This window comes from Micromonospora sp. NPDC007220 (genome assembly GCF_040634035.1).
Lineage (GTDB): Bacteria > Actinomycetota > Actinomycetes > Mycobacteriales > Micromonosporaceae > Micromonospora > Micromonospora reichwaldensis.
This window is the reverse complement of record NZ_JBEYEU010000007.1, coordinates 238,439-259,005: the sequence shown is the minus strand read 5'-3', so window position 1 is coordinate 259,005 and position 20,567 is coordinate 238,439. Positions and strand designations below refer to the sequence as shown.

Genomic DNA, 20,567 nt, shown 5'->3' with positions numbered 1-20,567 from the left:
GGAGCCCCCGGAAAAGAAGCTGTCCCGTCCTGACGTCAGACGGTGCGGCGCGGCTGACGCACCTCGCGGTACTCCTCCACGACCCGGTCGTCCCGCACCGGCACGACCTGCTCGGCGACCACGCGCTCACCGCGCACCGGGGCGACCACGGCCCGACGGCGCGAGTTCCAGAAGTGGAGGGTGAGCAGCAGACCGGCCACGCCGGCGAGCATCAGCACCCAGCCGACCACGGCCAGGTTGAGCCAGCCCAGATCCGCCTCCACGGCGAACGCGAAGATCGCACCCAACGCGATCAGGAAGATACTGCCACCAAAGCCCATCTTGTCGCCTCCTCGGCTGTCCCCTGGCGTTTCCTTCCGCCGCGGCCATCGGTGAGGTTGCGGCACCCATCGACTTACCCAAGCGCTCTGATCGCCAATCGGGCAAGCTGAGGACATGACCGACGCTTCCGCCCGGGGACGCACGCTGGTGCTGCTCCGGCACGCCAAGGCCGAGCCGCCCGGAGAGGTGGTGCCGGACGTGCAGCGTCCCCTGGCCGTACGGGGTCAGGCCGACGCGGCCGCGGCCGGCGCCTGGCTGGCCAAGCACGACCTGCTGCCGGACGTGGTCATCTGCTCGGCCGCCCGGCGCACCCGCGAGACGTGGCACGGCGTGGCGATGGGCATGACCGGCTCCCCACCGGAGGGCGGCTCGGCCGGCCCCGCTCCCGTCGTGCGCTACGAGGCCGACGCGTACGAGGCACACCCGGAGGACCTGCTGACGCTGGTCCGGGACGTCGACCGGACCGCCCGTACGGTGCTGCTGATCGCGCACAACCCGGGCATCTCGCTCCTCTCGGCGCTGCTCGACCCGGAGCGGGCGGACCCGGACGGGTTGCGCACCAGCGACGTGGTGGTGCACCGACCCGACGTCGACTGGCCGGAACTGGGCCCGAAAAGGGCACCGATCACCGACCGCCACACCGCACGCGGCTGAGCCACCCGCCGGTACGTGGCGGGTGGCTCAAGACGGTGACGCCGCCGGCGGCTCCGTGGCGGTGGCACCGTCGGCGGTGACTCAGGCCGGTGGTGGCGCCGCCGATGGCTCGGTGGCGGTGGTGCCGTCGGTGGTTCAGCGCTTGGCGCCGTCGGACGCGGTGGCTCAGGACGGTGGTGCCGTCGGCGGCGGCGGATCGGGCGGCGGCGGCATCATCGCGGTCGGGTGCGAGAGCCGGTTCTCCTCGACGATCAGGGTCCGCGCCCGCTTCCGCCGGTCCTGCCAGAACCAGAGCGTGGTAAGCAGGACGCCCAGCCCGGCCAGGATGAACACCCAGCCGACCGCGCGCAGGTCGACCCACCAGACGTTGGCTCTGATGGCGAAGGTCAGGATCGCGCCGATGGCGATCAGGAAGATTCCGCTACCAATGCCCATGTGCGCTGCACTCCCCCGTGCGGTGGCTCTGGGCGTTCTCTGACGTGGCCTCGCGACGGTTACCCACCACACCGCCCGGCTACCCGGATGGCGTCCCCGAATAGCCGGCGGAACCCACACCGGCGGGCCAGCCACCGCTCTTCCGGACCGACCCGATTGCGCCGCCACGACTGCACACGGTGACTGCAACCCCAAAATCCGTGCCGCTACTCGCCGTAACTACGGCCACCAGGCAGCACCGCCCGCAAAAACGGGCATCATGCCTAATTGCTAACCACTGGATGCGACCGACACCCTCACCGGCACCCCTGCCCAGACGCTTTGCTTTGCATCCATGGACGCAACAGGCACCCAGAGTTGCTGGCGCCTCCGTGGATGCAGAGCAAAGGGCGGCGAGGGGCAAGTCGGAGAGGCGGCCGATTGATGACGCTGCGTGGTCGGCTTGATCCCAGACCCACTCCGCACCCGACCTGGGTCCAGCCCTGCCTCAGCCCCGCCCAGGCCCGGCCGCGCCCCTGCCCGCGCTTCCGCACCCTTTTCGGTGTTGATCATGAGGTTATTGCCTTGGAATGCGCTTTCCGTAGGCCATAACTTCATGATCAACATGCACGGCGCGGCGGGGGGTGGGGTGGGGTGGGGTGGACAGCGCGGGGCGGCGACCTGACGTGCCCTCGTGGTGCAGGGTGCGGGCCGCCGACGAAAGGCAGCGAACCAGGCTCGCGACGGTCGGAGGCAGCGAGACCAGGCTCGCGCGGACGGGCGGAGGGGCGGAGGGGCGAAGGCAGCGGGAGCACGCTCGCGCGAGGGGGCGCTGGCAGCGCGGAGCGCGCTGGCGCGAGGGGCGGAGGCGGCGGGAGCACGCTCTTTCGGGGGTGACTCGCGTGCCTCCGACGACACCTTCGGCGACGCCCGGGGCGGTTTCGGGGCCGGCCGGCGGGTGGACGACGACGGCCGGCGAGCTGTTGCCCGCCGGCCGTCGTGCCGATCATCTCCGGGTCGTTCCCGACCCCGCCGCCGCGCCGTGGCGCGCCACGGCGTACCTCAGAAGGCTTCCTCCGGGAGGTCCATGACGTCCAGGCCGGTGCTCTCGACGATCCGCCGGTCGGCGCCGATGCGGGGCAGCACCTCGCGGGCGAAGAACCGGGCGGCGGCCACCTTGCCGGTGTAGAACGCCTTGTTGGCGGCGGAGACCTCGCCGGCCAGGGCCTTCAGGGCCACGTCGGCCTGCTTCTGGAGCAGCCAACCGACGACCAGGTCGCCGATCGCCAGCAGGAAGCGGCGGCTGCTCAGGCCGACCTTGTAGAGCGCCCGGGTGTCGCCGCCCTGCGCCTCGCCCAGCCAGCCGGTCATGACGCCCAGCATGTTCTGGATCTCGGCGAGCGCCTTGCCCAGCGCCAGCCGCTCCTCCTTGAGCTGACCGTTGCCGGCCTCGGTGGCGATGAACTCCTGGATCTCGCCGGCGACCGCCATCAGGGCCTTGCCGTTGTCCCGGACGATCTTCCGGAAGATGAGGTCGAGGCTCTGGATCGCCGTCGTGCCCTCGTAGAGGGTGTCGATCTTCGCGTCCCGGACGTACTGCTCCAGGGGGTAGTCCTGGAGGAAGCCGGAGCCACCGAAGGTCTGCAGCGACTCGTGCCCGAGCAGCTCGTACGCCCGCTCCGAGCCGACGCCCTTGACCAGCGGGAGGAGCAGGTCGTTGACCCGCTTGGCGAGCTTGGTCGCCTTCTCGTCGCCCGCCGCCTCGGCGATGGCGACCTTGTCCTGCCAGGTGGCGGTGTAGCAGACCAGGGCGCGCAGGCCCTCGGCGTACGCCTTCTGCAGCAGCAGCGAGCGGCGGACGTCCGGGTGGTGGGTGATCGTGACGCGCGGCGCGGTCTTGTCCGCCATCTGGGTCAGGTCGGCGCCCTGCACCCGGCTCTTGGCGTACTCGAGGGCGTTCAGGTAGCCGGTCGAGAGGGTGGCGATGGCCTTGGTGCCGACCATCATCCGGGCGTTCTCGATGATCATGAACATCTGCCGGATGCCCTCGTGCTTCTCGCCCAGCAGCCAGCCCTTGGCCGGTACGCCGTGCTCGCCGAAGGTCACCTCGCAGGTGTTGGAGACCTTCAGGCCCATCTTGTGCTCGACGTTGGTGGCGAAGACGCCGTTGCGCTCGCCCAGCTCACCGGTGTTCTCGTCGAAGTGGTACTTCGGCACCACGAAGAGGGAGAGGCCCTTGGTGCCCGGGCCACCGACGCCCTCGACGCCGACCGGGCGGGCCAGCACGTAGTGGATGATGTTGTCGCTCAGGTCGTGCTCGGCGGACGTGATGAAGCGCTTCACGCCCTCGATGTGCCAGGAGCCGTCGGGCTGCTGGATGGCGCGGGCCCGGCCAGCGCCCACGTCCGAGCCGGCGTCCGGCTCGGTGAGCACCATCGTGGAGCCCCACTGCTTGTCGGCGAAGAGCTTCGCCCACCGCTTCTGCTGCTCGGTGCCCTCGACGTGCAGCACGTGCGCGAAGGACGGGCCGGAGGAGTACATCCACACGGCCGCGTTGGCGCCGAGGATCAGCTCGGCGAGGGACCACACGAGCGCCCGGGGCGCGTTGCTGCCGTCCAGCTCCGTCGGGAGCTCCAGCCGCCAGAACTCGGAGTTCATGAACGCCCGGTACGACTTCTTGAACGACTCCGGCAGCGGCGCGGTGTGCGTGGCCGGGTCGAAGACCGGCGGGTTGCGGTCGCTGTCCGTGTAGCTGGCGGCCAGATCCTCACGGGCGAGGCGGTCGACCTCGGCGAGGATGTCGCGTGCGGTGTCGACGTCCAGGTCCGTGTACGGCTCCTGGCTGAACGCCTGGTCCGCCCCGAAGACCTCGAAGAGGTTGAACTCGAGGTCCCGAAGGTTGCTCTTGTAGTGGGTCATGCTCGCTGGCCCCGCTTCCGGACAGGTGTTACCGATCAGTAACTCCAGACTGTATTACCGATGGGTAGGCAGCGACAAGCCGATCACCGAAGTGACGGCGATTACACACTTGTCGTTCGGGTTGCGAAGGCAGGCGCCGAGCGGCCCCGGCTCAGCTCTCGGCCGCGCCGACTTCCCAGCTGGGGACGGCCACCGTGGCGGCGCCGCGCGAGCCCGTGTACTCCATCAGGACCAGGGCGATGTCGTCGTCGAGCCGGCCGTGCACCCACTCGACCAGGGCGGTCTCCAGCGAGGCGAGCCCGTCGCCGACGGTGCCGTGGCCGAGCAGCCGCCAGGCCCGGTCGGCGGTCGGGAAGAACTCCCCGTCCCGGCGGGCCTCGCCGAGCCCGTCGGTGAAGAGCAGCAGCCGGTCGCCGGGCTCCAGCCGCTCGACCCGGGGGCGTACCACCGGCATGAAGCCCAGCGGCGGGGCGGGGGCCGGCGGTTCGAGCGGGATGACGGCGCCCCGGCGCAGCAGCAGCGGCGGCGGGTGGCCGCAGTTGACGATGGTGAGCGTCCCGCCCCGCTCCTCGACCAGCGCGGCGGTGACGAAGTCCTCGTCACCCACGCTCCGGGCCACCGCCCGGTCCAGGTCGGTCACGACGGCCCGCAGGTCCGCCCGCTCGTACGCCACGTGCCGGTACGAACCCAGCACGATGCTGGCGAGTCGCACCGCGTCTAGGCCCTTGCCCCGCACGTCGCCGATGATCATCCGCACCCCGTACGGCGTGTCGACCGCCTCGTACAGGTCACCGCCGATCTCGGCGGTGGCGGTGGACGAGATGTACCTGGCGGCCACCGAGAGCGTGCCGACCTGCGGCCCGAGCGGGCGCAGCACTGCCTGCTGGGCGACCGAGGCCAGCCGGGACAGCTCGGCGATGCGTTCGGCCTGCCGCTGCCGTACGGCCGCCGTGGCCACCGCGATGGCGGTGCCCAGCGCGATGCCCGCGACGGCGACCGTGGTGGGCAGCGCCGCGGTCGCCTCCCAGAGCGCGAAGCCGGTGCCCAGGGCCGTGGCGGCCAGGCCCACGCCGAGCACGATCCGCCACGACGCCAGCGCGGCGGTCAGGAACGGCGCGGCCACCATGAGCGCGATGTAGTTCGCCGGACGGCCGTCGGCCAGTTCCACGGCCGAGACGATCGCGAGCAGGACGAAGGCCGCGCCGAGGCCGGCGCGGGATCCGGGGCTCAGTGGGCCGGGGCCCGACTGGAAGGGTCGCGTGCGTACGAGGGACAGCATGCCTGATGGACGTGAGCGGGTGAATGAACCTGGCCCGTCGTCCGAGGATGTTCTGCCCACCCGGATCGTGTCGCCGGACCGATCGCCACCCGGCCGGCGCTCAGCCGAGCACCTCGTAGCGGACCTCCACGTGGCCGGCGTCGAGCGAGGCGATCTGGGCGAACGCGGCCCGGGACAGGTCGAGGCAACGCCCCTCGATGAACGGGCCACGGTCGTTGACGCGTACCGTCACGGACTTGCCGTTCGCCGGGTTGGTGACCCGGACCTTCGTGTTGAACGGCAGGGTCTTGTGGGCGGCGGTCAGCGCGGACGGATCGAAGTTCTCGCCGTTGGCGGTGAGCTGCCCCTCGGAGTAGAACGACGCGCCGCACGAGCCGCTGTCGACGACCGGGCGGACGGTGCTGCTCTTCTTCGTCGCGGTGGGCTTCGGCGCCGCGGTGCGTGGCTTGCTCCGGGAGGGGGCCTGGGCGGACCGGCTGGCCTTGGGGGCGGCGGTCGCGCTCGGCGACGCGCTGGCGCTCGGCGAGGCGGCCGGCGGGGTGGCCGGGGAGCTGGGGGCCGCGCTGGTCGGCAGGCCGGTGGGCGCGAGGTCGACCGCGGTCGGCCGGGCGGGCTCCGCGTCCGAGGTCAGCTGGACGGCGCCGACGGTGCCGCCGACGGCGAGGGCGACCCCGACCGCTGCGGTGGCCGCGATGCCGGCCGGCGAGGAGAACATGCGGGTACGGGAGTGCCTGCCAGCCACCGGCCCGGTCCTTTCGTCATCTGAACAAACCGGATCGGACCGTAACGAGAGAAGCACATCCGAAGTCAACGTGATCATGGTGGTATGACCGCAATTGCAGTGATACGTGTAGCCGATCATCCGATCCGACGTGGGCCGGGCGGCCCGGGTACGGGGCGGACCGCCCGGCCCGGTCCCCGTCGGGCTCACCCACCCGGCGGTCGGCCAGACCGCGTGGCGCAGGATGGGTCCATGCCCTCCGAGCTGAGCGGACGCCTCGCCGCGCTGGTCAGGTGGACCGATCCCGGCCCCGGCGCCACGCACCTGGTCAGCGACGTCTCCGGCTGGTGGCGGGACCCGGAGGTCCTCGCCCGGCTGGGACCGGCCCTCGTGGAGCCGTTCCGGGCCGCCCGGCCGACGGTGGTCGTCTCGCCGGCGGTCACCGGATACCTGCTCGGTCCGCTCGCCGCGACGGCGCTCGGCGTCGGCTTCGTGCCGGCCCACAAGCCGGGCGACGGTCGGCTGCCCGCCGGGGCGCTCACCTGGGCGCAGAGCCCGCCGGACTTCCGGGGCCGACGGGTCGACCTGGCCGTGCGGGACCACGGCCTGCAAGGGGGTGACCGGGTGCTGGTGGTGGACGACTGGGTGGCCACCGGGGCACAGGTCCGCGCGCTCTACGAGATCTGCGCCGCGCGGGGCGCGGAACCGGTCGGCACCGCCACGGTCGTGCTGGACTGCCCTCCGGCGATCGCCGCCGAGCTGCGCGTACGGGGGCTCGTGGACGGGGCGGATCTCACGGCTTGACCTGAACCTCGGTTGAGGTCGGAGGATCGCCGCATGGGTGAGGAGATCCTGGACGAGGCGTACCGACGGCTGCACCGCACCGGCCCCGAGTACAAGGGCTGGCTCTCGAACCACGGGCCGATGGCCGTGGAGGCGCTGGTCCGGCACGGCCACGACGGGGTGGTGCACCGCTGGCTGGACGCGTACCTGGGGCGGTTGGACGAGCTGCCGCGCGGCCTGCGGCCGATCGAGGACTGGCGCGAGGCGCTCGGCGACCCGAAGCGGGCCGGGGACTGGCTGGCCCACTTCGACCGGGAGCTGCGGGAACGGCCCTGGCGGGAGGTGCTCGGCACCTGGTGGCCCCGGCTGCTGCCGGGCATCGCCGCCGGTGCCACCCACGGCGTCATCCGGGTCGGTCACGCCGTCCGCGCCCTGGGGGCACCCGCCCGGCCGCCCGGCAGCGCCCCGCGCGAGGCGGCGGAGAGCCCGGAGCGGCTCGCCGAGCTGGGCCAGGCCCTCGCCTACTGGGCCGCCCGGTGGCAGCCGGTCCCCGGCGCCGACCGACCCAGCGGTGCGGGAACGGTCGACGCGGATCACGCCGCGTTGGCCGGGGAAGGCGCTGTCCCCGGCGACGGCCACGCCCGGCCGGACGCATGGCACCCGTCGACCGCGGGCGACCCGGCCGGACGAGACCTGCCGACCCCGGGCACCCCAGTCGCCGGCGATGTCGCGCCGCACGTCGCCGCCGCGCTGGCCGGGTTGCCCCGCATCGCCGACCGGACCGGGGGCATCCGGGAACGACTGGGCCGGCTGCCAGCCGTACCGCGGTGGCCGGCCGCGGTGGCGGCGCTGCGGTCGGCGGGGACACCGGCCGGGGCCGAGCGGGACCTGGTCGCGCTGGTGCACGCCGCCAGCCTCGACTACCTGCGCTTCGGGCACGCCGAGCCCGTGATGCTGGTGCACGCGGTGACCGCCCCGACGGCGGTGCTGCGTACGCTGCCGGCTCTCGATCCGGCGCTGTGGGCGGCGAGCGTCGCCGCGGCCTGGTCCGCGACGGCGGCCGTGACCTCGGTGTACGCCCCGGAGCGCCCGGCCGCGCCATCGACGTTGGCTGCCGGCGCCCCGGCGGAGGTCTTCGCCCGGGCCGCCCGGCACGGCGACGCGCACGTGGTGAAGCTGGCCGACGCGGTGCTGGACGCGCACGCGGCGAGCGGCGACGAGCGGGTGCTCGCCGCCGCCGGCTATGCCGGTCACCTGATCTGAACGAAGTCCTCGACCGACGTGCAGACCCGGCCGAGCGCCTCCGCCGAGCGGGCCAGCGGGCCCGGCACCATCAGCGCGTGGTCGGCCTGCTCGATCTCCACCACGTGCGGGGTGAGCCGGCGGGCGAGCGGGCCGTCCCAGGACGGGTCCGCCGTGCCGCCCACCAGCAGGAACGGTGCGGTGGCGCGGCGCAGGCCGTCGACCACGGCGGGCACGTGCAGCAGCGGGGTGAGCCAGACGGCCGGCAGCCCGCGGTCGGCCGCGAGCGGCGTGGCCATCGAGCCGAGCGACTTGCCGACCAGCAGGTGCGTCGGCTCGGCGAGGGTCGGGGCGACCTGCCCGACCACCCATTCGATGGCCGGCCCCGGCCCGTCGCGGTCGGGGGCGAACTGCTCCGGCACCTCCCACGAGAGGGCGTGCAGGGCGTAGCCGACGCGGCGCAGCGCCTCGCCGGCGTAGACGAAGAGGGGGAACCGGGTGTCGTAGCCCCGGCCGGGGATAAGCACCGCGCGCCTGTCCGCCATGCCGCCTCCCGATCGTCGCCCCACCCACCGTAGCGCCCGCCGCACCGACGGTGGGGGCGGAAATGCCACGACGGTTGATCGACGGCGACGGTACGGTCGGCAGGATGTGGCCTCGGATCGGTGGACTGCGCACCCTCGCCCTCGGCACTCCCGGTGAGCTGCGTACGCGGCTCAACGCCCTGGTGCTCGCCGGGGTGAAGACGGCGACCGCCGGGCTGACCACCGAGTACGCCGAGGAGGGCGAGGAGCTGGAGCACGCCGGCGAGCGGCTGGTCCTCGTCGACGACGAGGACGCGCTGGTCGGCGTCGTGGAGGTCACCGGCGTCGAGGTGGTCCGCTTCGCGGACGTGCCGTGGGACTTCGCCCGCTCCGAAGGGGAGGGGGATCGTTCCATCGAGGAGTGGCGCGCCGGTCACGCCGCCTACTGGGCGCGCGTGGGCACCCCCGTCACCGACGACAGCAAGGTGGTCTGCATCCGGTTCCGGTTGGTCTCCGGCGGCGACGGCGGCATCACCACCGGAGACCTCGGCACCTGAGGTCGCCGGCTCGACGCGTCCGCCGGCCGGGCTGACGTCTCCGGCGAGGGCGCCCGGTCAGGCGCGACGCAGCTCGGGCAGCAGGCGGGTGGCGACGTCCGCCAGGACGGCCTCGTCGCCGGCATACCAGCTGCTGGCCCGGGGCCAGTGGGTGACCACGTCGGTGAAGCCGAGGGCGGCGGCCCGGCCGACCTGGTCGGCGAAGAACTCGGCGCTGCGCAGCGAGAAGACCGGCGCGGAGTCGAGCGAGAGGTAGCGGTCCAGGGTGCCCGGGTCCCGACCCGCCGCGGCGAGCGTCGCGTCCATCCGGGCGGCGGCCTCGGCCACCCCGTCCCACCAGCGCTCCAGGTCGTCCTCGTCGGGCCCGGTGGTGACCCAGCCCTGGCCGAACCGCGCCACCAGCCGCATCGACCGGGGCCCGTTGGCGGCCATCACGAACGGCACCCGGGGCGTCTGTACGCAGCCCGGGTTGTTCCGCGCGTCCACGGCGGTGAACCACTCCCCGCGCCAGGTCGTGCCGTCCTCGCGCAGGATGAGGTCGAGCAGCTCGGCGAACTCGGCGAGCCGGTCCACCCGTTGGCGCGGCGGCAGCGTCTCCCCGCCCAGGACGGCCGAGTCGAAGCCGATGCCGCCCGCGCCGAGGCCGAGCAGCAGCCGCCCGCCGGAGACGTCGTCGAGCGCGGTGACCTGCCGGGCGAACGCGGCCGGGTGACGGAAGTTCGGCGAGGCGACCAGCGTGCCGAGCCGGATCCGGGAGGTCACCGTCGCGGCGGCGGTCAGCGTGGTCACGGAGTCGAACCAGGGCCCGTCGACCAGGTCCCGCCAGCCCAGGTGGTCGTACGTCCAGGCGTGGTCGAAGCCCCACTCGTCCACCTGCGACCAGCGGCGACGCGAGTCGGACCAACGCTGGTCGGGAAGGATCACGATGCCAATCCGCATGATCGCCAGCCTAGGCCTCGTGGCGGAGGGCGGGCCAGGCCGTCGCGGTCGGGGCGGGCCTTGACCATATATCGATGATCTGAATATGGTGTCGCCCGTGACCGCGATGCGAGAGCCAACGTTCCTGATCCTCACCGCACTTGCCGGTGGCCCCCGGCACGGCTACGGCATCATCCGCGAGGTCACCGCCCTGTCCGCGCAGCGCGTCACCCTGCTGCCCGGCACCCTCTACGCCGCGCTCGACCGGCTGCACGCCCAGGGGCTCGTCGCACCCGACCGCGAGGAGACCGTCGACGGCCGGCTCCGCCGCTACTACCGCCTCACCCCCGACGGGATCCGCGCCCTGGACGTCGAGACCGCCCGGCTGCGCCAGCTCGCCACCGCCGCCGAGAGCCGGCTGCGGGCGCTCCGCCCCGGCACCGCCTGACCGCCCCGCACCCGCACCCGCGTCTGCCGCACCCGCACCGGCCCGCCGGTGCGTACCGATCGGAAGGACAGTCATGCCGACGACCGGCGACCCGCTCGCCCGCCGCTACCGGCGGCTGTTGTTCTGCCACCCCCGCGCCTACCGGCAGGCCCGGGCCGACGAGATGGTCGGGGTACTGCTGGACGCGGCGCCACCGGACCGCACCCGGCCGACGTCGCGCGAGGCCGCCAACCTGATCCGGCACGGCCTGCGTTGCCGGCTGGGACGACCGGCCAGCCGCACGGTCGGCGTCTGGGCCACCCTCACCGCCGTCATCTGCGGCCTGTTCACCGCCGCCCTCGCCACCCGGGCCGCCTGGGAGACCTCTCCGCCGCAGCCCGACCGGGCCGAGACCGCCGCCCTCTTCGCCGCCGTGCTGCCCGGTCACGACCTCGGCGACGTCGACCTGGCGCCGGCCTTCTTCACCTTCTACAGCCAGCCGCTCACCGTCCGGGCGCTGGACAACCTGCTGCTCGGGGACGGCGGCGAATACCAGCAGAGCGCCGTCGTGGCCGGCACGGCCGGCACACCCCCGATGCCCGCCGACGAGACGCTCGCCCTGGCGCAGCGGCGCCTGCGCGAGACCGGCTGGCAGGTGTACGAGCCGGAGGTCCGCAGCAACCCGGGCTGTGTCGACAAGACGTGCGTCCAGGTCGTCACGATCACCGACACCACCCTGCTCGCCCGGCGCGGCGACACGGTCCTCCAGCTCCAGGTGGCCGCCCCGCCCTCGCCCGACGGCAGCAATTTGTCGCTGGCGCTGAGCCGGACGGCCCCGCCGGCCGTGCTGCCGGCCGGCGTCGCCGGTGGCCTGCTGGGAGCGGCCCTCGGCTGGCTGGTCTTCGGCTGGGCCAGCCGGCGCACCGAGGCGGGACATCCCGCCCGGGGGGCGGTCAGCGTCCTGTTCGCGATCACCCTGTTCCTCTGGTGGACGCCCGCACTGCTGACCGTCCCCAGCCTGCTCCAGCATCACCGCGCCGAGCCGCACCCGACGTGGCACCCGCTGTGGGAGTGGCTGGGTCAGCCGGCCGGCTCACTGCTGTTCGTGGTGGGCGCGGCGAGCGCGCTGCTGGGGCTGGCGCTGGCCGCCGTACCCCGGCGCAGCCCGCAGCCGACGGCCGCCGTCGGCTGACCGCCGGGGCATCGGGCGGCGGGGCGACGTCGGACGTGGTGACGTCGGACGGCGGCCGTATCCGACATCGGACCTGATGGCGTCATATCCGACGTCGGACGTGGTGGCGTCGGACGGCGGCCGTGTCCGACGAAACGCTCTCCGGCGCCAGTCCTACCGGCTCCGATCCGTCGTCAGTCCCACCAGAAAGACCAGGAGTGCAGGCCGAGGAGCTGCTCGGCGTAGGCGGTCAGGGATCCGGCGCCCTGCCAGACGTTGTCCGGGCAGAAGGCGAAGTGCTCGGCCGCGACCGCCAGGGCGTGCCCGGTCGACGTCGGTGGCGCGGCGACGCTGAGGTTCAGGGTGGCGAACCCGACGCCGACCACCCGTACGCCGAACCGGTCCTCCCAACTCCGCAGCACCGCCGAGATCTCCCCGGCGTCGCCAGTGTGGTTCGCCGGGCCGTACCAGCCCACCACGGCGAGCGTGTCCGCGCTGCGGGCGGCCGGCACGAGCCCGAGACGCGTCCGCCCGTCCACGAGGAACTCCGCGCACTCGTCGGCGAGCACGTCGGGCGCCTCCGCCAGGTCGCCGGGCAGGGCGAGGCCGGGCCAGTCCTGGCCGAACGGGGCCGTGACGTCCGACGTGCCGTCCTCGCCGGTCGTCGCACAGTCGGCCCACCACCGGGCCAGCACCTTCGCCACGTCGTGCTGCTCCGGCGACGACATGTCGGCCGGAGACACCTCGCCGTCGGCCCACGGGCGGCTCTCGTCGCTCGACAGCCCGCTCAGCAGCAGCGGCCACAGCCCGGACTCCGGATGCCGCGACCGCATCCGCGCCCACAGTCCCGGATCGACCGGGGCGTCGCTCAGCCAGTACGGCGGCGGTCCACCGTCCTCCGGCTCGACGGTGCGGCCGGGCGGCAGCGTCGCGGGCGGTAGCGAGCTCAGCAACCGGGAGAGGTCCGAAATCACGGCGAGAGCGTAGGCGGCCCGTACGACCAATCCTGGCCTGCCCGCGACGCCCCGGGCCTACGGGGCCTCGGACCGCTCGTCGTGCCGCGGCACCGCGCCTGGTCGCCGTCGATGCTCGGTGTGAACGCGGCGATCTCGCCGCCGTCCGGCCCGGGCGGTGGATTTCGGTGGCTGAGTCCTGCCCGCAGGGGCTAGAACGGTGGTCGTGACCGCCGACATGGACGCCGACGAGGTCCACGCCGTCCTGGCCGCTCTCACCGCCGCCGGGTGCCGGGCCTGGATCGGCGGCGGCTGGGGCGTCGACGCGCTCGTCGGACACCAGACCCGTGCGCACCGCGACCTGGACCTGGCCGTCGCCGCGGAGCAGGAGGCCGCGGCGTTGAACGCCCTCGGCCGGCTCGGCTACGTCGTCGAGACCGACTGGCGGCCGGTCCGCGTCGAGGTCGTCGCCGACGGGCGGGGGCGGGTCGACCTGCATCCGCTGGCGTTCGACGAGGCCGGCGACGGCCACCAGGCCAGCCTCGACGGCGGCACCTTCCGCTGGCCGAAGGGCTGCTTCACCACCGGCACCATCGCCGGTCGCCGGGTCGACTGCATCTCGGTCACCCAGCAGCTGCTGTTCCACAGCGGCTACGAACCGCGCGACGTGGACCGCGCCGACCTTGCCTGGCTGCACCGCCTCGCCACGCGCCCGGCGCCCGGCGACGAACGGAGACCCTGAGCCAGCGGCCGCTCCGGACCTGGGCTTCGCCGGAACCGTCCATCAGCGGCTCTACCTGCCCGGGCCCCGTCGTCGGGCTGGCCGGTACGACTTCAGCCCGGACGCCGCCCCACGCCCGGGGAACATCCACGCTGCGCAGCGGTCCGGCGGGCCGGCGGTCAGGCGGTCAGGCCGGTGTCAGGATCAGCCAGCCGAAGCCGACGACGTCGCGGTAGCCGGTGAGGTACTCGACGCGCCGCTCGTCGGCGAACGCGCGCGCCTCCGGCGTGCCGAGGCGCTCGATGCCCGCACGCCAGTCGGACTCGAAGTCGTCCCACTCGGCGAGGGTGGACACGGCGACGTGCAGCGGTCGGAACCCGGCGTCCACGGCGAGCTGGGCCAGGCCAGCCAGGTCGGGCATGTCGCCGAAGATCTCGCGGACCTGCACACCGGGGCTGGCCTGGTAGAAGCCGTCAGCGAACAGCAGCCTGCCGCCGGGCAGCGTGAGCCGGTGCAGCGCGGCGAGGGCTCGCGCGGCGTCGCCCCAGATCTGGCCGGCCCCGACGTTGACGACGAGGTGGGCGGGCCGGTCCCAGGTGGCCGCGTCCGCGCCGTGGAAGGTGACCCGCTCGGCGGCTCCCCGTTCCGTCGCGCGCAGCCGGGCCCGTTCACAGTCGATGGCGTGGCGTTCCACGCCGTCGCCGGCGATGCCGTGGGCCTCGCACAGCCGCAGGAGCAGCTCGCCGTTGCCGCAGCCCAGGTCCAGGGCCCGCCAGCCCGGCCCGGTGGGGGTCAGTCGCCGGACCAGGTCCGCCACCCGCTCCTCGCCGAGCGGCGAGTTGAAGGTCAGGTTGGCCGCGGCGGCGGCCAGGTAGGTACTGCGATCCTGGCTGTTCACCGGCACACGGTACGACAGCGGGCCCGTGCCCGAGGGCAACGAGAACGTTGGTCGAGGGCTCCCGTCCTGGTCAAGGCCTCAACATGGAACGATCATGTCCGTGGAGAGTCTGGGAGCCCTCGGCGCGGTGCTCTGCGGCGCGCTGAGTTGCATCCTCGTCTGCCTGATGCTCTGTGCCGTCGCTGCGGCTTGGGCAGCTTGGCCCACACGCCGGAAGTAGCCACTGCCGGCTCGGTCGCCGCAGACGTTCAAGCGACTCTGATACCGCGGCGGCCGACCTGGGGCTGGGACTCCTGTTTCTCGGCGGCGCGCTGCTCCGGTTCAGTCGCACCCGGCGGGTTTCCCCTCTTCGCCCGGCGGTGAGCGGTGACCGCGCCGTCCGCGTGAAGGAGCCGCACCACCGGCCGTGGAGCGCGAAACGCCTGTGTCCGGTGGCCGCTTGGTTGCGTTTCGTGCCCACCTGACCGGCCAACCCTCTGGTTACTGGCCCGTGGATGGCCCGTCGGAATCAGCCTGGCGCTCGGCTTGCCAGTTGGCGTGTCCCTTCAGCAGGTAACCGATCCAGTAGATCGCGAACAGGATCAGGAAGCACGTGAAGAACACCCCCGAGACGATGCTCGCAATGACGAGTGCTTCCCTTCCGTCAGATAGTCCGTGTACGGCAAATCCGGCGAGACCCAGGAAGAAGAAGATGACCATGTAGATGGGCAGCGCCGGGCTGTCAGCCGGGTGAGGAACGCGAGGCAACCATGGGGCGTGAGAGTCTTTGTCGATCACGCTGTGAGTATCGAGGACCCCGGCGGTAGGAGCTAGCGGGTCTCCTCGCCGAGCGCGTCGTGGACCGTCCGATGTCGACCGGAGGTCGCCGGCCGGCTGAGAATGCGCGGGGCTGATGGCACGCGGCGAGATCATTGGCCTTGGAACGCCGAAGGCCGGTGTGGGTGACTCGGGGGACCGAGGGCAGCCGGCGTAGCCGGTGCGGCAGCGGATCACCAGAAGCTCGACGGCGGCCAACCACCCTGGCGGTCGTCACAGCCTGGTCCCGGTCGCCGGTCTCCAGCCGGTGCGGGCGCGGTAGCACGCGCTATTGCCCTTCGCCGACCGATATGCGATAGACGTCCGCAGACCGATTTGCGATACCTCAGTGCGCTGATCGCGGCATGTGATTACGCTTCGACATTTGCCCCGCTGCACAATACGGCGACTGTTTCCATGCGCTGTGCTGGGTGTCGCGTCGGGCGTCTAGCGGAGGGGCGATATGGATTTCACGCTGCCGGACGGCCGGGTCCTGGGCTGGGCGGAGTACGGCGATCCGGACGGGCCGCCGGTGGTGTTCCTGCACGGCACGCCGGGCTCGCGGATCAGCCGCCCGGACGACACGGCATTGGCGGGTGTCCGCCTGATCACCGTGGACCGGCCCGGGTACGGTCGGTCCACACCTGTCCGACAGCCGACGCTCCTCGGGGTCGCTGACGACGTCGGTGCACTGATGAGCTCTCTGCGGATCGAGCGCTTCGGGCTGATCGGGTTCTCTGGCGGCGCGCCGTACGCCGTGGCCTGTGGGGCCCGGTTCCCGCATCGACTGACCGGGGTGGTCGCCGCAGGCTTCACCGGCCCCTACCGAGAGCTGCGCACGGTGGGTGGCTGGCAGCGGTTTCAGGCGTGGGCCTTGCGGACCGTTCCGGGGTTCGGGCCCCGCTACGTGACCCGCGCCGCCGCATGGTATGCCGAGGATCCGCTCAAACAGCATCGGCAACTGCTTGCCGCGGGCCAGGACCCCTGGATGCAGCCCTACGAGGAGTCCAACCGCGAAGGTGCCCGCCAAGGCGCGGCCGGGCTGGCCGGCGACTGGCTCGCCACCGACATCCGCCCATGGGGGTTCCGCCTGCGCGACGTCCCCTGCCGCGTCCTCATCTGGGCTGGTCGACACGACCCCGGCCGAGCCGTTCCCGACGCACCGCTGATCGCCGCACGGATACCCAACGCCAAGATTCGCATCAGCGAGGACGCAGCACACACGCCCTCGCCGGCCACTGGCAAGCGATGCTGACGTGGGTAACGAGCGGCTGAGAATCGGCGGTCCCATAGGGCGGCGGAACCCGAGCGGATTGAAGCCCATCCGCTACTCGGCATGACAGGGCTCTGGTCGGGCGGCTGACCTGCCGCCCCTCGATCGCCGGACCTTGCCGCACATCACCTGACGGAGCTGTGTAGCAGACCGGCTGATCGCAGGCAGATGTGCACATCCGATCTGCCAAGGCGACGATGCCGCCCGCTGGCCGGCGAACGCAACGAGCCATACCCGCGCGATCGCCATGGCAGCGTCCGGTTCCCTATTGCGGCCCCACCGGTGGGGACTGTCGTTGCCCGCCGTGTCGAAATGTCTGAGCACGCCTGAAGGGTGCCGGGAAAGAATGTGGACATTCCGGCGGATGCGCGGCCCTGCCACGCTCAGGCCCTTGCTGGGCCCCGCGCCCTGATACCGCGCTTTAGCGTGGCAGGGTGGCAGCACCCCGCAGGGCACCGCCGTCGAAGATGAGCCGTCGGTTGACGTTCCTGTTCGCGTTGGCGGCGGGCGTGGCCATCGGCAACCTGTACTGGGCGCAGCCGCTACTCGGCTTCATTGCAGGCGACCTGCGCGCCGCGACCGCGACAGCCGGCTGGCTCGTCACCGCGACGCAGATCGGGTACGCCGTCGGCGTGCTGCTGCTCGTACCGCTCGGTGACGTCCTGGACCGCCGCCGGTTCGTCCCGGTGATGCTGTTGACCTCGGCCGCCGCACTGCTGCTGTGCGCGCTGGCGCCGTCGATCGGTCTACTCCTCCTCGCACTGGGCGTGCTCGGCATGACGACGATTTCCGGGCAGGTCCTCACACCGCTCGCCGGGGACCTGGCCGGCGACACCCACCGCGGTCGGATCGTCGGCGTCGTCGGGTCCGGGACCCTCACCGGGATCCTGGCCTCCCGCACGATCAGCGGGTTGGTCGCCGGCACCGCCGGGTGGCGTACGATCTTCGCCCTCGCCGCGATCGTCGCCGTCCTGCTCGCGGTCGTGCTCTACCGCGCGATTCCACCGCTGGCACCGCGGACGCGCATGCCGTACCCGCAGCTCATCGCCTCGGTAGGCGCGGTGGTCATGCGGGAGCGGGCAGCCCGATGGACGCTGGTCCTGGCCGCCACAGGGTTCGCCACGTTCTCGCTGTTCTGGACGGCGCTGACGTTCCTGCTCAGCGGCCCACCGTTCCGGTACCCGGTAGCGGTGATCGGATTGTTCGGGTTGGCCGGCCTCGCTGGTGTCCTTTCCGGCCTGCACGGCGGTCGTCTGCACGACCGCGGCTGGTCGCTTGCGGCCACCGGCACGGCCTGGGTCCTGGCCCTCGGCGCATTCGTCGTCGCGGCGTTCGCCGGCCGCTCCGTCGTACTCACCATCATCGCGATCATCATGCTCGATGTCGCCCTACAGACGCAGGCTCTCCTCAACCGGGCGCGGCTGTTCGCCCTGTCCCACGAGGCCCGCAGCCGGATCAACACGGCGCTGGCCACCGGCAACTTCATCGGCGCTGCTATCGGCTCCGCCGCCGCGATCACGCTCTGGTCTGCGGGCGGCTGGACAGCGATCACGATCGCGGGAGCGGTGCTCTGCTGCTTCGCGCTCACCGTGTGGGCGCTGGGACGTCGGGGCCCACTCGTGATCGCTTCGCCGTGACAGGAAGGCGGGCCGGACGCAGCCCGATGACCCGGACGACGGCATGGCCGCAGAGTGGTCCGGCGCCGGTAGTGGCCCGTGGCATGATCACGGGCTCGGGGAACGTCGAAGGCCCCGGTCGGGATCTGCGTCCTGACCAGGGCCTTTCGCGTGGAGCGGGTGACGGGAATCGAACCCGCACTGTCAGCTTGGGAAGCTGATGTTCTGCCATTGAACTACACCCGCAGGCGGCACCACTGTACCTGAGTCGTCACGACGCTGCACCCAGGTACCCCTCCGACACCACCCGGCGCCACGATCTTGGCAGCTAACGGCCCCCGGAGGGGCCTCAACTTACCAAGATCGCTCCGCGCCACCGCCCGCCGCCACCACGCCAGCCACGCCACCACCCCGCCGCGTCACCGTCAGCCACGAACCGCCCGGCCACGTGGCACGACGTGCCCGAGCCGCCCGCCGTGGCCCGGATCCGGACCGCGGGTCGCGTCCCGCGTCAAGCAACGTCGATGCGCGCCCAGCCGCTGCCAGGAAATTTCCACCGCGGCAACATATGGCCATTCTCAAATTCATCGATGGGTTGTAACGTCTGCCCATCGTTCCAGTCACGGCGTGACATACCCCCTGTCGCGTCGCCAGAAAGAGGTGGGCCCATGGGACTCCGTCCCAACCTGCTGACCCGGCGTACGGCCGGCGTCGCGTCGACGACCCTCGCGCTGCTGCTCAGCACCGCCGCCGTGGGGGTCGTACCGGCCGCTTCGGCCTTCTCCGCCGCCCCGACCGAGGTCTGCGTCGAGCCGGCCGACGTCCACTCGGACGCCCGCGTCAAGCCGGGCAGCGGCGCCAAGCACGAGCCGAACGAGCTGACCCTCGCGGAGACCCGCGAGCGCGAGGCCGACATGGCCGCCGCGCTGCGCGAGCGGGCCCGGTTCCGTACCGGCGCCGGGGCCTCCACGATGGCCGCCGCCGTCACCATCCCGGTGGTGGTGCACGTGATCCAGGAGAACAGCACCCGGGCCGGCGGCAACATCCCCGACTCGATGGTCAACTCGCAGATCAACGTGCTGAACCAGTCGTTCAGCGGGGCCACCGGCGGCGCGTCCACCGCGTTCAGCTTCCAGCTCCAGAAGATCAACCGGGTGACGAACCCGTCCTGGTACCCGATCGTGCAGGGCTCCTCGGCGGAGCGGTCGATGAAGACCTCGCTGCGTACGGGCGGCAAGAACACCCTCAACATCTACCTGGGTGAGCTGAGCAACGGCCTGCTCGGCTGGGCGACCTTCCCGACCCGCAACCTCAACAGCATGGACGGCGTCGTCGTGCTGAGCGAGTCGCTGCCGGGCGGCACCGCCACCAACTACAACCAGGGCGACACGGGCACCCACGAGGTCGGCCACTGGCTGAACCTCTACCACACCTTCCAGGGTGGCTGCTCCGGCTCGGGCGACAGCGTCAGCGACACCGCTGCCGAGGCGTCGCCGGCCTCCGGCTGCCCGACCGGGCGGAACACCTGCACCGCCCCCGGCGTCGACCCGATCACCAACTTCATGGACTACAGCTACGACTCCTGCATGTACCAGTTCACCGCCGGGCAGGCCAGCCGCATGCTGACCGCCTGGAACGCGTACCGCGCGGCGTAGTTACGCCGTACGACTCCACCGGTGCCGGCCTCGCTCGACGGGGCCGGCACCGGCGTCTGTGCGGCCGGGCACGCGGGGGTCGGGCGGTGGTCACGGTGCGGCGCCCCGGAGGGGGACGGCCCGGGGCGCCGCACCGCGTCTCAGGCGGCGGGGCGGGCGGCGTGGTCGCCGACGCGCCCCGACCGGGTCTCGGGCACCAGCGCGGTGCCGGCGGCGGCCGCGCGGGGGTCGAGCCACACCTGGACGGCGGGCCGGCCGTGCCACTCGCTGGCGCCGCCCGCGACGCCGGACTCGCGGCGGGCCAGCATCGCCACATCGACGGTGAACTCGAAGACCCGCCAGTCGACCTGCGGCGCGGCCCGGTGGCTGCGGGCCAGCCGGGCGACCCGCGCCGGGTCGGTCACCGGCCGGGCGTGGCCGGCGACGTAGGCTTCGTCGTCGCTCTCCTCGGGCGGGAACGAATGCAGCGCGTAGCGGCCGTCGCGCTCCAGGTCGCGCCGCTTGGGCGAGTCGACGACGAAGCAGAAGAGCCCCTCGTCGGTGATCACCGGGGACACCGGGTGCACCCGGGGACCGCCGTCGGCGCGGACGGTGGCCAGGTAGCCGAAGCCCGGCCCGTACTGCTGCATGAGGAGGCGGATCCCGTCGGCGAGGCGGGGCTCGTCGGCGGCGAATTCGGACCAGGAAGCCATGCCGGCATTCTATCGAACAATTGTACGAAGATGC

General features: G+C 72.6%; 21 protein-coding genes and 1 tRNA gene. 10 read left to right on the top strand and 12 right to left on the bottom strand.

The window, feature by feature from the left end; genetic code table 11:
- Positions 1-35 precede the first annotated feature (35 nt).
- Positions 36-320, bottom strand: a complete 285-nt coding sequence (locus tag ABZ573_RS16880; RefSeq protein ID WP_132235282.1) for a DUF6458 family protein — start codon at positions 318-320, stop codon at positions 36-38.
- A gap of 115 nt (positions 321-435) precedes the next feature.
- Here ABZ573_RS16880 and ABZ573_RS16875 point away from each other — a divergent pair, with 115 nt between their 5' ends.
- Positions 436-975: a histidine phosphatase family protein gene (locus tag ABZ573_RS16875; protein ID WP_358118902.1), complete on the top strand. Its 540-nt coding sequence runs from the start codon at positions 436-438 to the stop codon at positions 973-975.
- 165 nt (positions 976-1,140) lie between these two features.
- Here the strand turns inward: ABZ573_RS16875 and ABZ573_RS16870 are convergent, their stop codons facing one another.
- From ABZ573_RS16870 to ABZ573_RS16855, 4 genes are all read right to left on the bottom strand, one after another.
- On the bottom strand, positions 1,141-1,410 hold the full coding sequence (locus tag ABZ573_RS16870; RefSeq protein WP_013730795.1) for a DUF6458 family protein: 270 nt from the start codon (positions 1,408-1,410) through the stop codon (positions 1,141-1,143).
- Between the two features lie 1,041 nt (positions 1,411-2,451).
- Positions 2,452-4,308: an acyl-CoA dehydrogenase gene (locus tag ABZ573_RS16865; protein WP_358118900.1), complete on the bottom strand. Its 1,857-nt coding sequence runs from the start codon at positions 4,306-4,308 to the stop codon at positions 2,452-2,454.
- 151 nt (positions 4,309-4,459) lie between these two features.
- Entirely contained in the window at positions 4,460-5,587 is a 1,128-nt protein-coding gene (locus ABZ573_RS16860; RefSeq protein ID WP_151454363.1) for a PP2C family protein-serine/threonine phosphatase, read from the bottom strand.
- A gap of 100 nt (positions 5,588-5,687) precedes the next feature.
- Positions 5,688-6,329 (bottom strand): septal ring lytic transglycosylase RlpA family protein, encoded by a 642-nt coding sequence (locus ABZ573_RS16855; RefSeq protein WP_358118898.1) that lies wholly within the window; start codon positions 6,327-6,329, stop codon positions 5,688-5,690.
- A gap of 231 nt (positions 6,330-6,560) precedes the next feature.
- Here ABZ573_RS16855 and ABZ573_RS16850 point away from each other — a divergent pair, with 231 nt between their 5' ends.
- Both ABZ573_RS16850 and ABZ573_RS16845 read left to right on the top strand, forming a co-directional pair.
- Positions 6,561-7,112: a phosphoribosyltransferase gene (locus ABZ573_RS16850; protein ID WP_358118896.1), complete on the top strand. Its 552-nt coding sequence runs from the start codon at positions 6,561-6,563 to the stop codon at positions 7,110-7,112.
- A gap of 33 nt (positions 7,113-7,145) precedes the next feature.
- A complete protein-coding gene (locus ABZ573_RS16845; protein WP_358118894.1) occupies positions 7,146-8,354 on the top strand; it encodes a hypothetical protein in 1,209 nt (402 codons plus the stop codon).
- Here the strand turns inward: ABZ573_RS16845 and ABZ573_RS16840 are convergent.
- Positions 8,342-8,878 (bottom strand): alpha/beta hydrolase, encoded by a 537-nt coding sequence (locus ABZ573_RS16840; RefSeq protein WP_151454360.1) that lies wholly within the window; start codon positions 8,876-8,878, stop codon positions 8,342-8,344. The genes ABZ573_RS16845 and ABZ573_RS16840 overlap by 13 nt on opposite strands.
- A gap of 104 nt (positions 8,879-8,982) precedes the next feature.
- Between ABZ573_RS16840 and ABZ573_RS16835 the strand changes: the two genes are divergently transcribed.
- Positions 8,983-9,414 (top strand): ASCH domain-containing protein, encoded by a 432-nt coding sequence (locus ABZ573_RS16835; RefSeq protein ID WP_358118892.1) that lies wholly within the window; start codon positions 8,983-8,985, stop codon positions 9,412-9,414.
- A 57-nt stretch (positions 9,415-9,471) separates the two neighbouring features.
- On the opposite strand, the gene ABZ573_RS16830 is transcribed toward ABZ573_RS16835, so the two are convergent.
- On the bottom strand, positions 9,472-10,353 hold the full coding sequence (locus ABZ573_RS16830; RefSeq protein ID WP_358118890.1) for an LLM class flavin-dependent oxidoreductase: 882 nt from the start codon (positions 10,351-10,353) through the stop codon (positions 9,472-9,474).
- A 106-nt stretch (positions 10,354-10,459) separates the two neighbouring features.
- Between ABZ573_RS16830 and ABZ573_RS16825 the strand changes: the two genes are divergently transcribed.
- Together ABZ573_RS16825 and ABZ573_RS16820 are read left to right on the top strand one after the other, a co-directional pair.
- Complete coding sequence (locus ABZ573_RS16825) at positions 10,460-10,780, top strand: helix-turn-helix transcriptional regulator (protein WP_132235558.1); 321 nt, start codon at positions 10,460-10,462, stop codon at positions 10,778-10,780.
- Positions 10,781-10,853: 73 nt separating this feature from the next.
- On the top strand, positions 10,854-11,951 hold the full coding sequence (locus ABZ573_RS16820; RefSeq protein WP_358118888.1) for a hypothetical protein: 1,098 nt from the start codon (positions 10,854-10,856) through the stop codon (positions 11,949-11,951).
- 173 nt (positions 11,952-12,124) lie between these two features.
- On the opposite strand, the gene ABZ573_RS16815 is transcribed toward ABZ573_RS16820, so the two are convergent.
- Positions 12,125-12,904, bottom strand: a complete 780-nt coding sequence (locus ABZ573_RS16815; RefSeq protein WP_358118886.1) for a DUF4253 domain-containing protein — start codon at positions 12,902-12,904, stop codon at positions 12,125-12,127.
- Between the two features lie 205 nt (positions 12,905-13,109).
- On the opposite strand from ABZ573_RS16815, the gene ABZ573_RS16810 reads away from it, so the two are divergent.
- Complete coding sequence (locus tag ABZ573_RS16810) at positions 13,110-13,625, top strand: aminoglycoside adenylyltransferase (RefSeq protein WP_327030100.1); 516 nt, start codon at positions 13,110-13,112, stop codon at positions 13,623-13,625.
- 166 nt (positions 13,626-13,791) lie between these two features.
- Here the strand turns inward: ABZ573_RS16810 and ABZ573_RS16805 are convergent, their stop codons facing one another.
- Entirely contained in the window at positions 13,792-14,502 is a 711-nt protein-coding gene (locus ABZ573_RS16805; RefSeq protein WP_327030099.1) for a class I SAM-dependent methyltransferase, read from the bottom strand.
- Positions 14,503-14,982: 480 nt separating this feature from the next.
- Positions 14,983-15,279, bottom strand: a complete 297-nt coding sequence (locus ABZ573_RS16800; protein ID WP_358118883.1) for a hypothetical protein — start codon at positions 15,277-15,279, stop codon at positions 14,983-14,985.
- A gap of 481 nt (positions 15,280-15,760) precedes the next feature.
- Here ABZ573_RS16800 and ABZ573_RS16795 point away from each other — a divergent pair, with 481 nt between their 5' ends.
- Together ABZ573_RS16795 and ABZ573_RS16790 are read left to right on the top strand one after the other, a co-directional pair.
- Complete coding sequence (locus ABZ573_RS16795) at positions 15,761-16,552, top strand: alpha/beta hydrolase (protein ID WP_358118881.1); 792 nt, start codon at positions 15,761-15,763, stop codon at positions 16,550-16,552.
- A gap of 452 nt (positions 16,553-17,004) precedes the next feature.
- Positions 17,005-18,207 (top strand): MFS transporter, encoded by a 1,203-nt coding sequence (locus ABZ573_RS16790; protein ID WP_358118879.1) that lies wholly within the window; start codon positions 17,005-17,007, stop codon positions 18,205-18,207.
- 151 nt (positions 18,208-18,358) lie between these two features.
- On the opposite strand, the gene ABZ573_RS16785 is transcribed toward ABZ573_RS16790, so the two are convergent.
- Positions 18,359-18,432, bottom strand: a tRNA-Gly gene (locus ABZ573_RS16785).
- Between the two features lie 422 nt (positions 18,433-18,854).
- Here ABZ573_RS16785 and ABZ573_RS16780 point away from each other — a divergent pair.
- Positions 18,855-19,841, top strand: a complete 987-nt coding sequence (locus ABZ573_RS16780; protein WP_151454352.1) for a zinc metalloprotease — start codon at positions 18,855-18,857, stop codon at positions 19,839-19,841.
- Between the two features lie 140 nt (positions 19,842-19,981).
- On the opposite strand, the gene ABZ573_RS16775 is transcribed toward ABZ573_RS16780, so the two are convergent.
- Entirely contained in the window at positions 19,982-20,533 is a 552-nt protein-coding gene (locus ABZ573_RS16775) for a pyridoxamine 5'-phosphate oxidase family protein (protein ID WP_132235313.1), read from the bottom strand.
- Between the last annotated feature and the right edge of the window lie 34 nt (positions 20,534-20,567).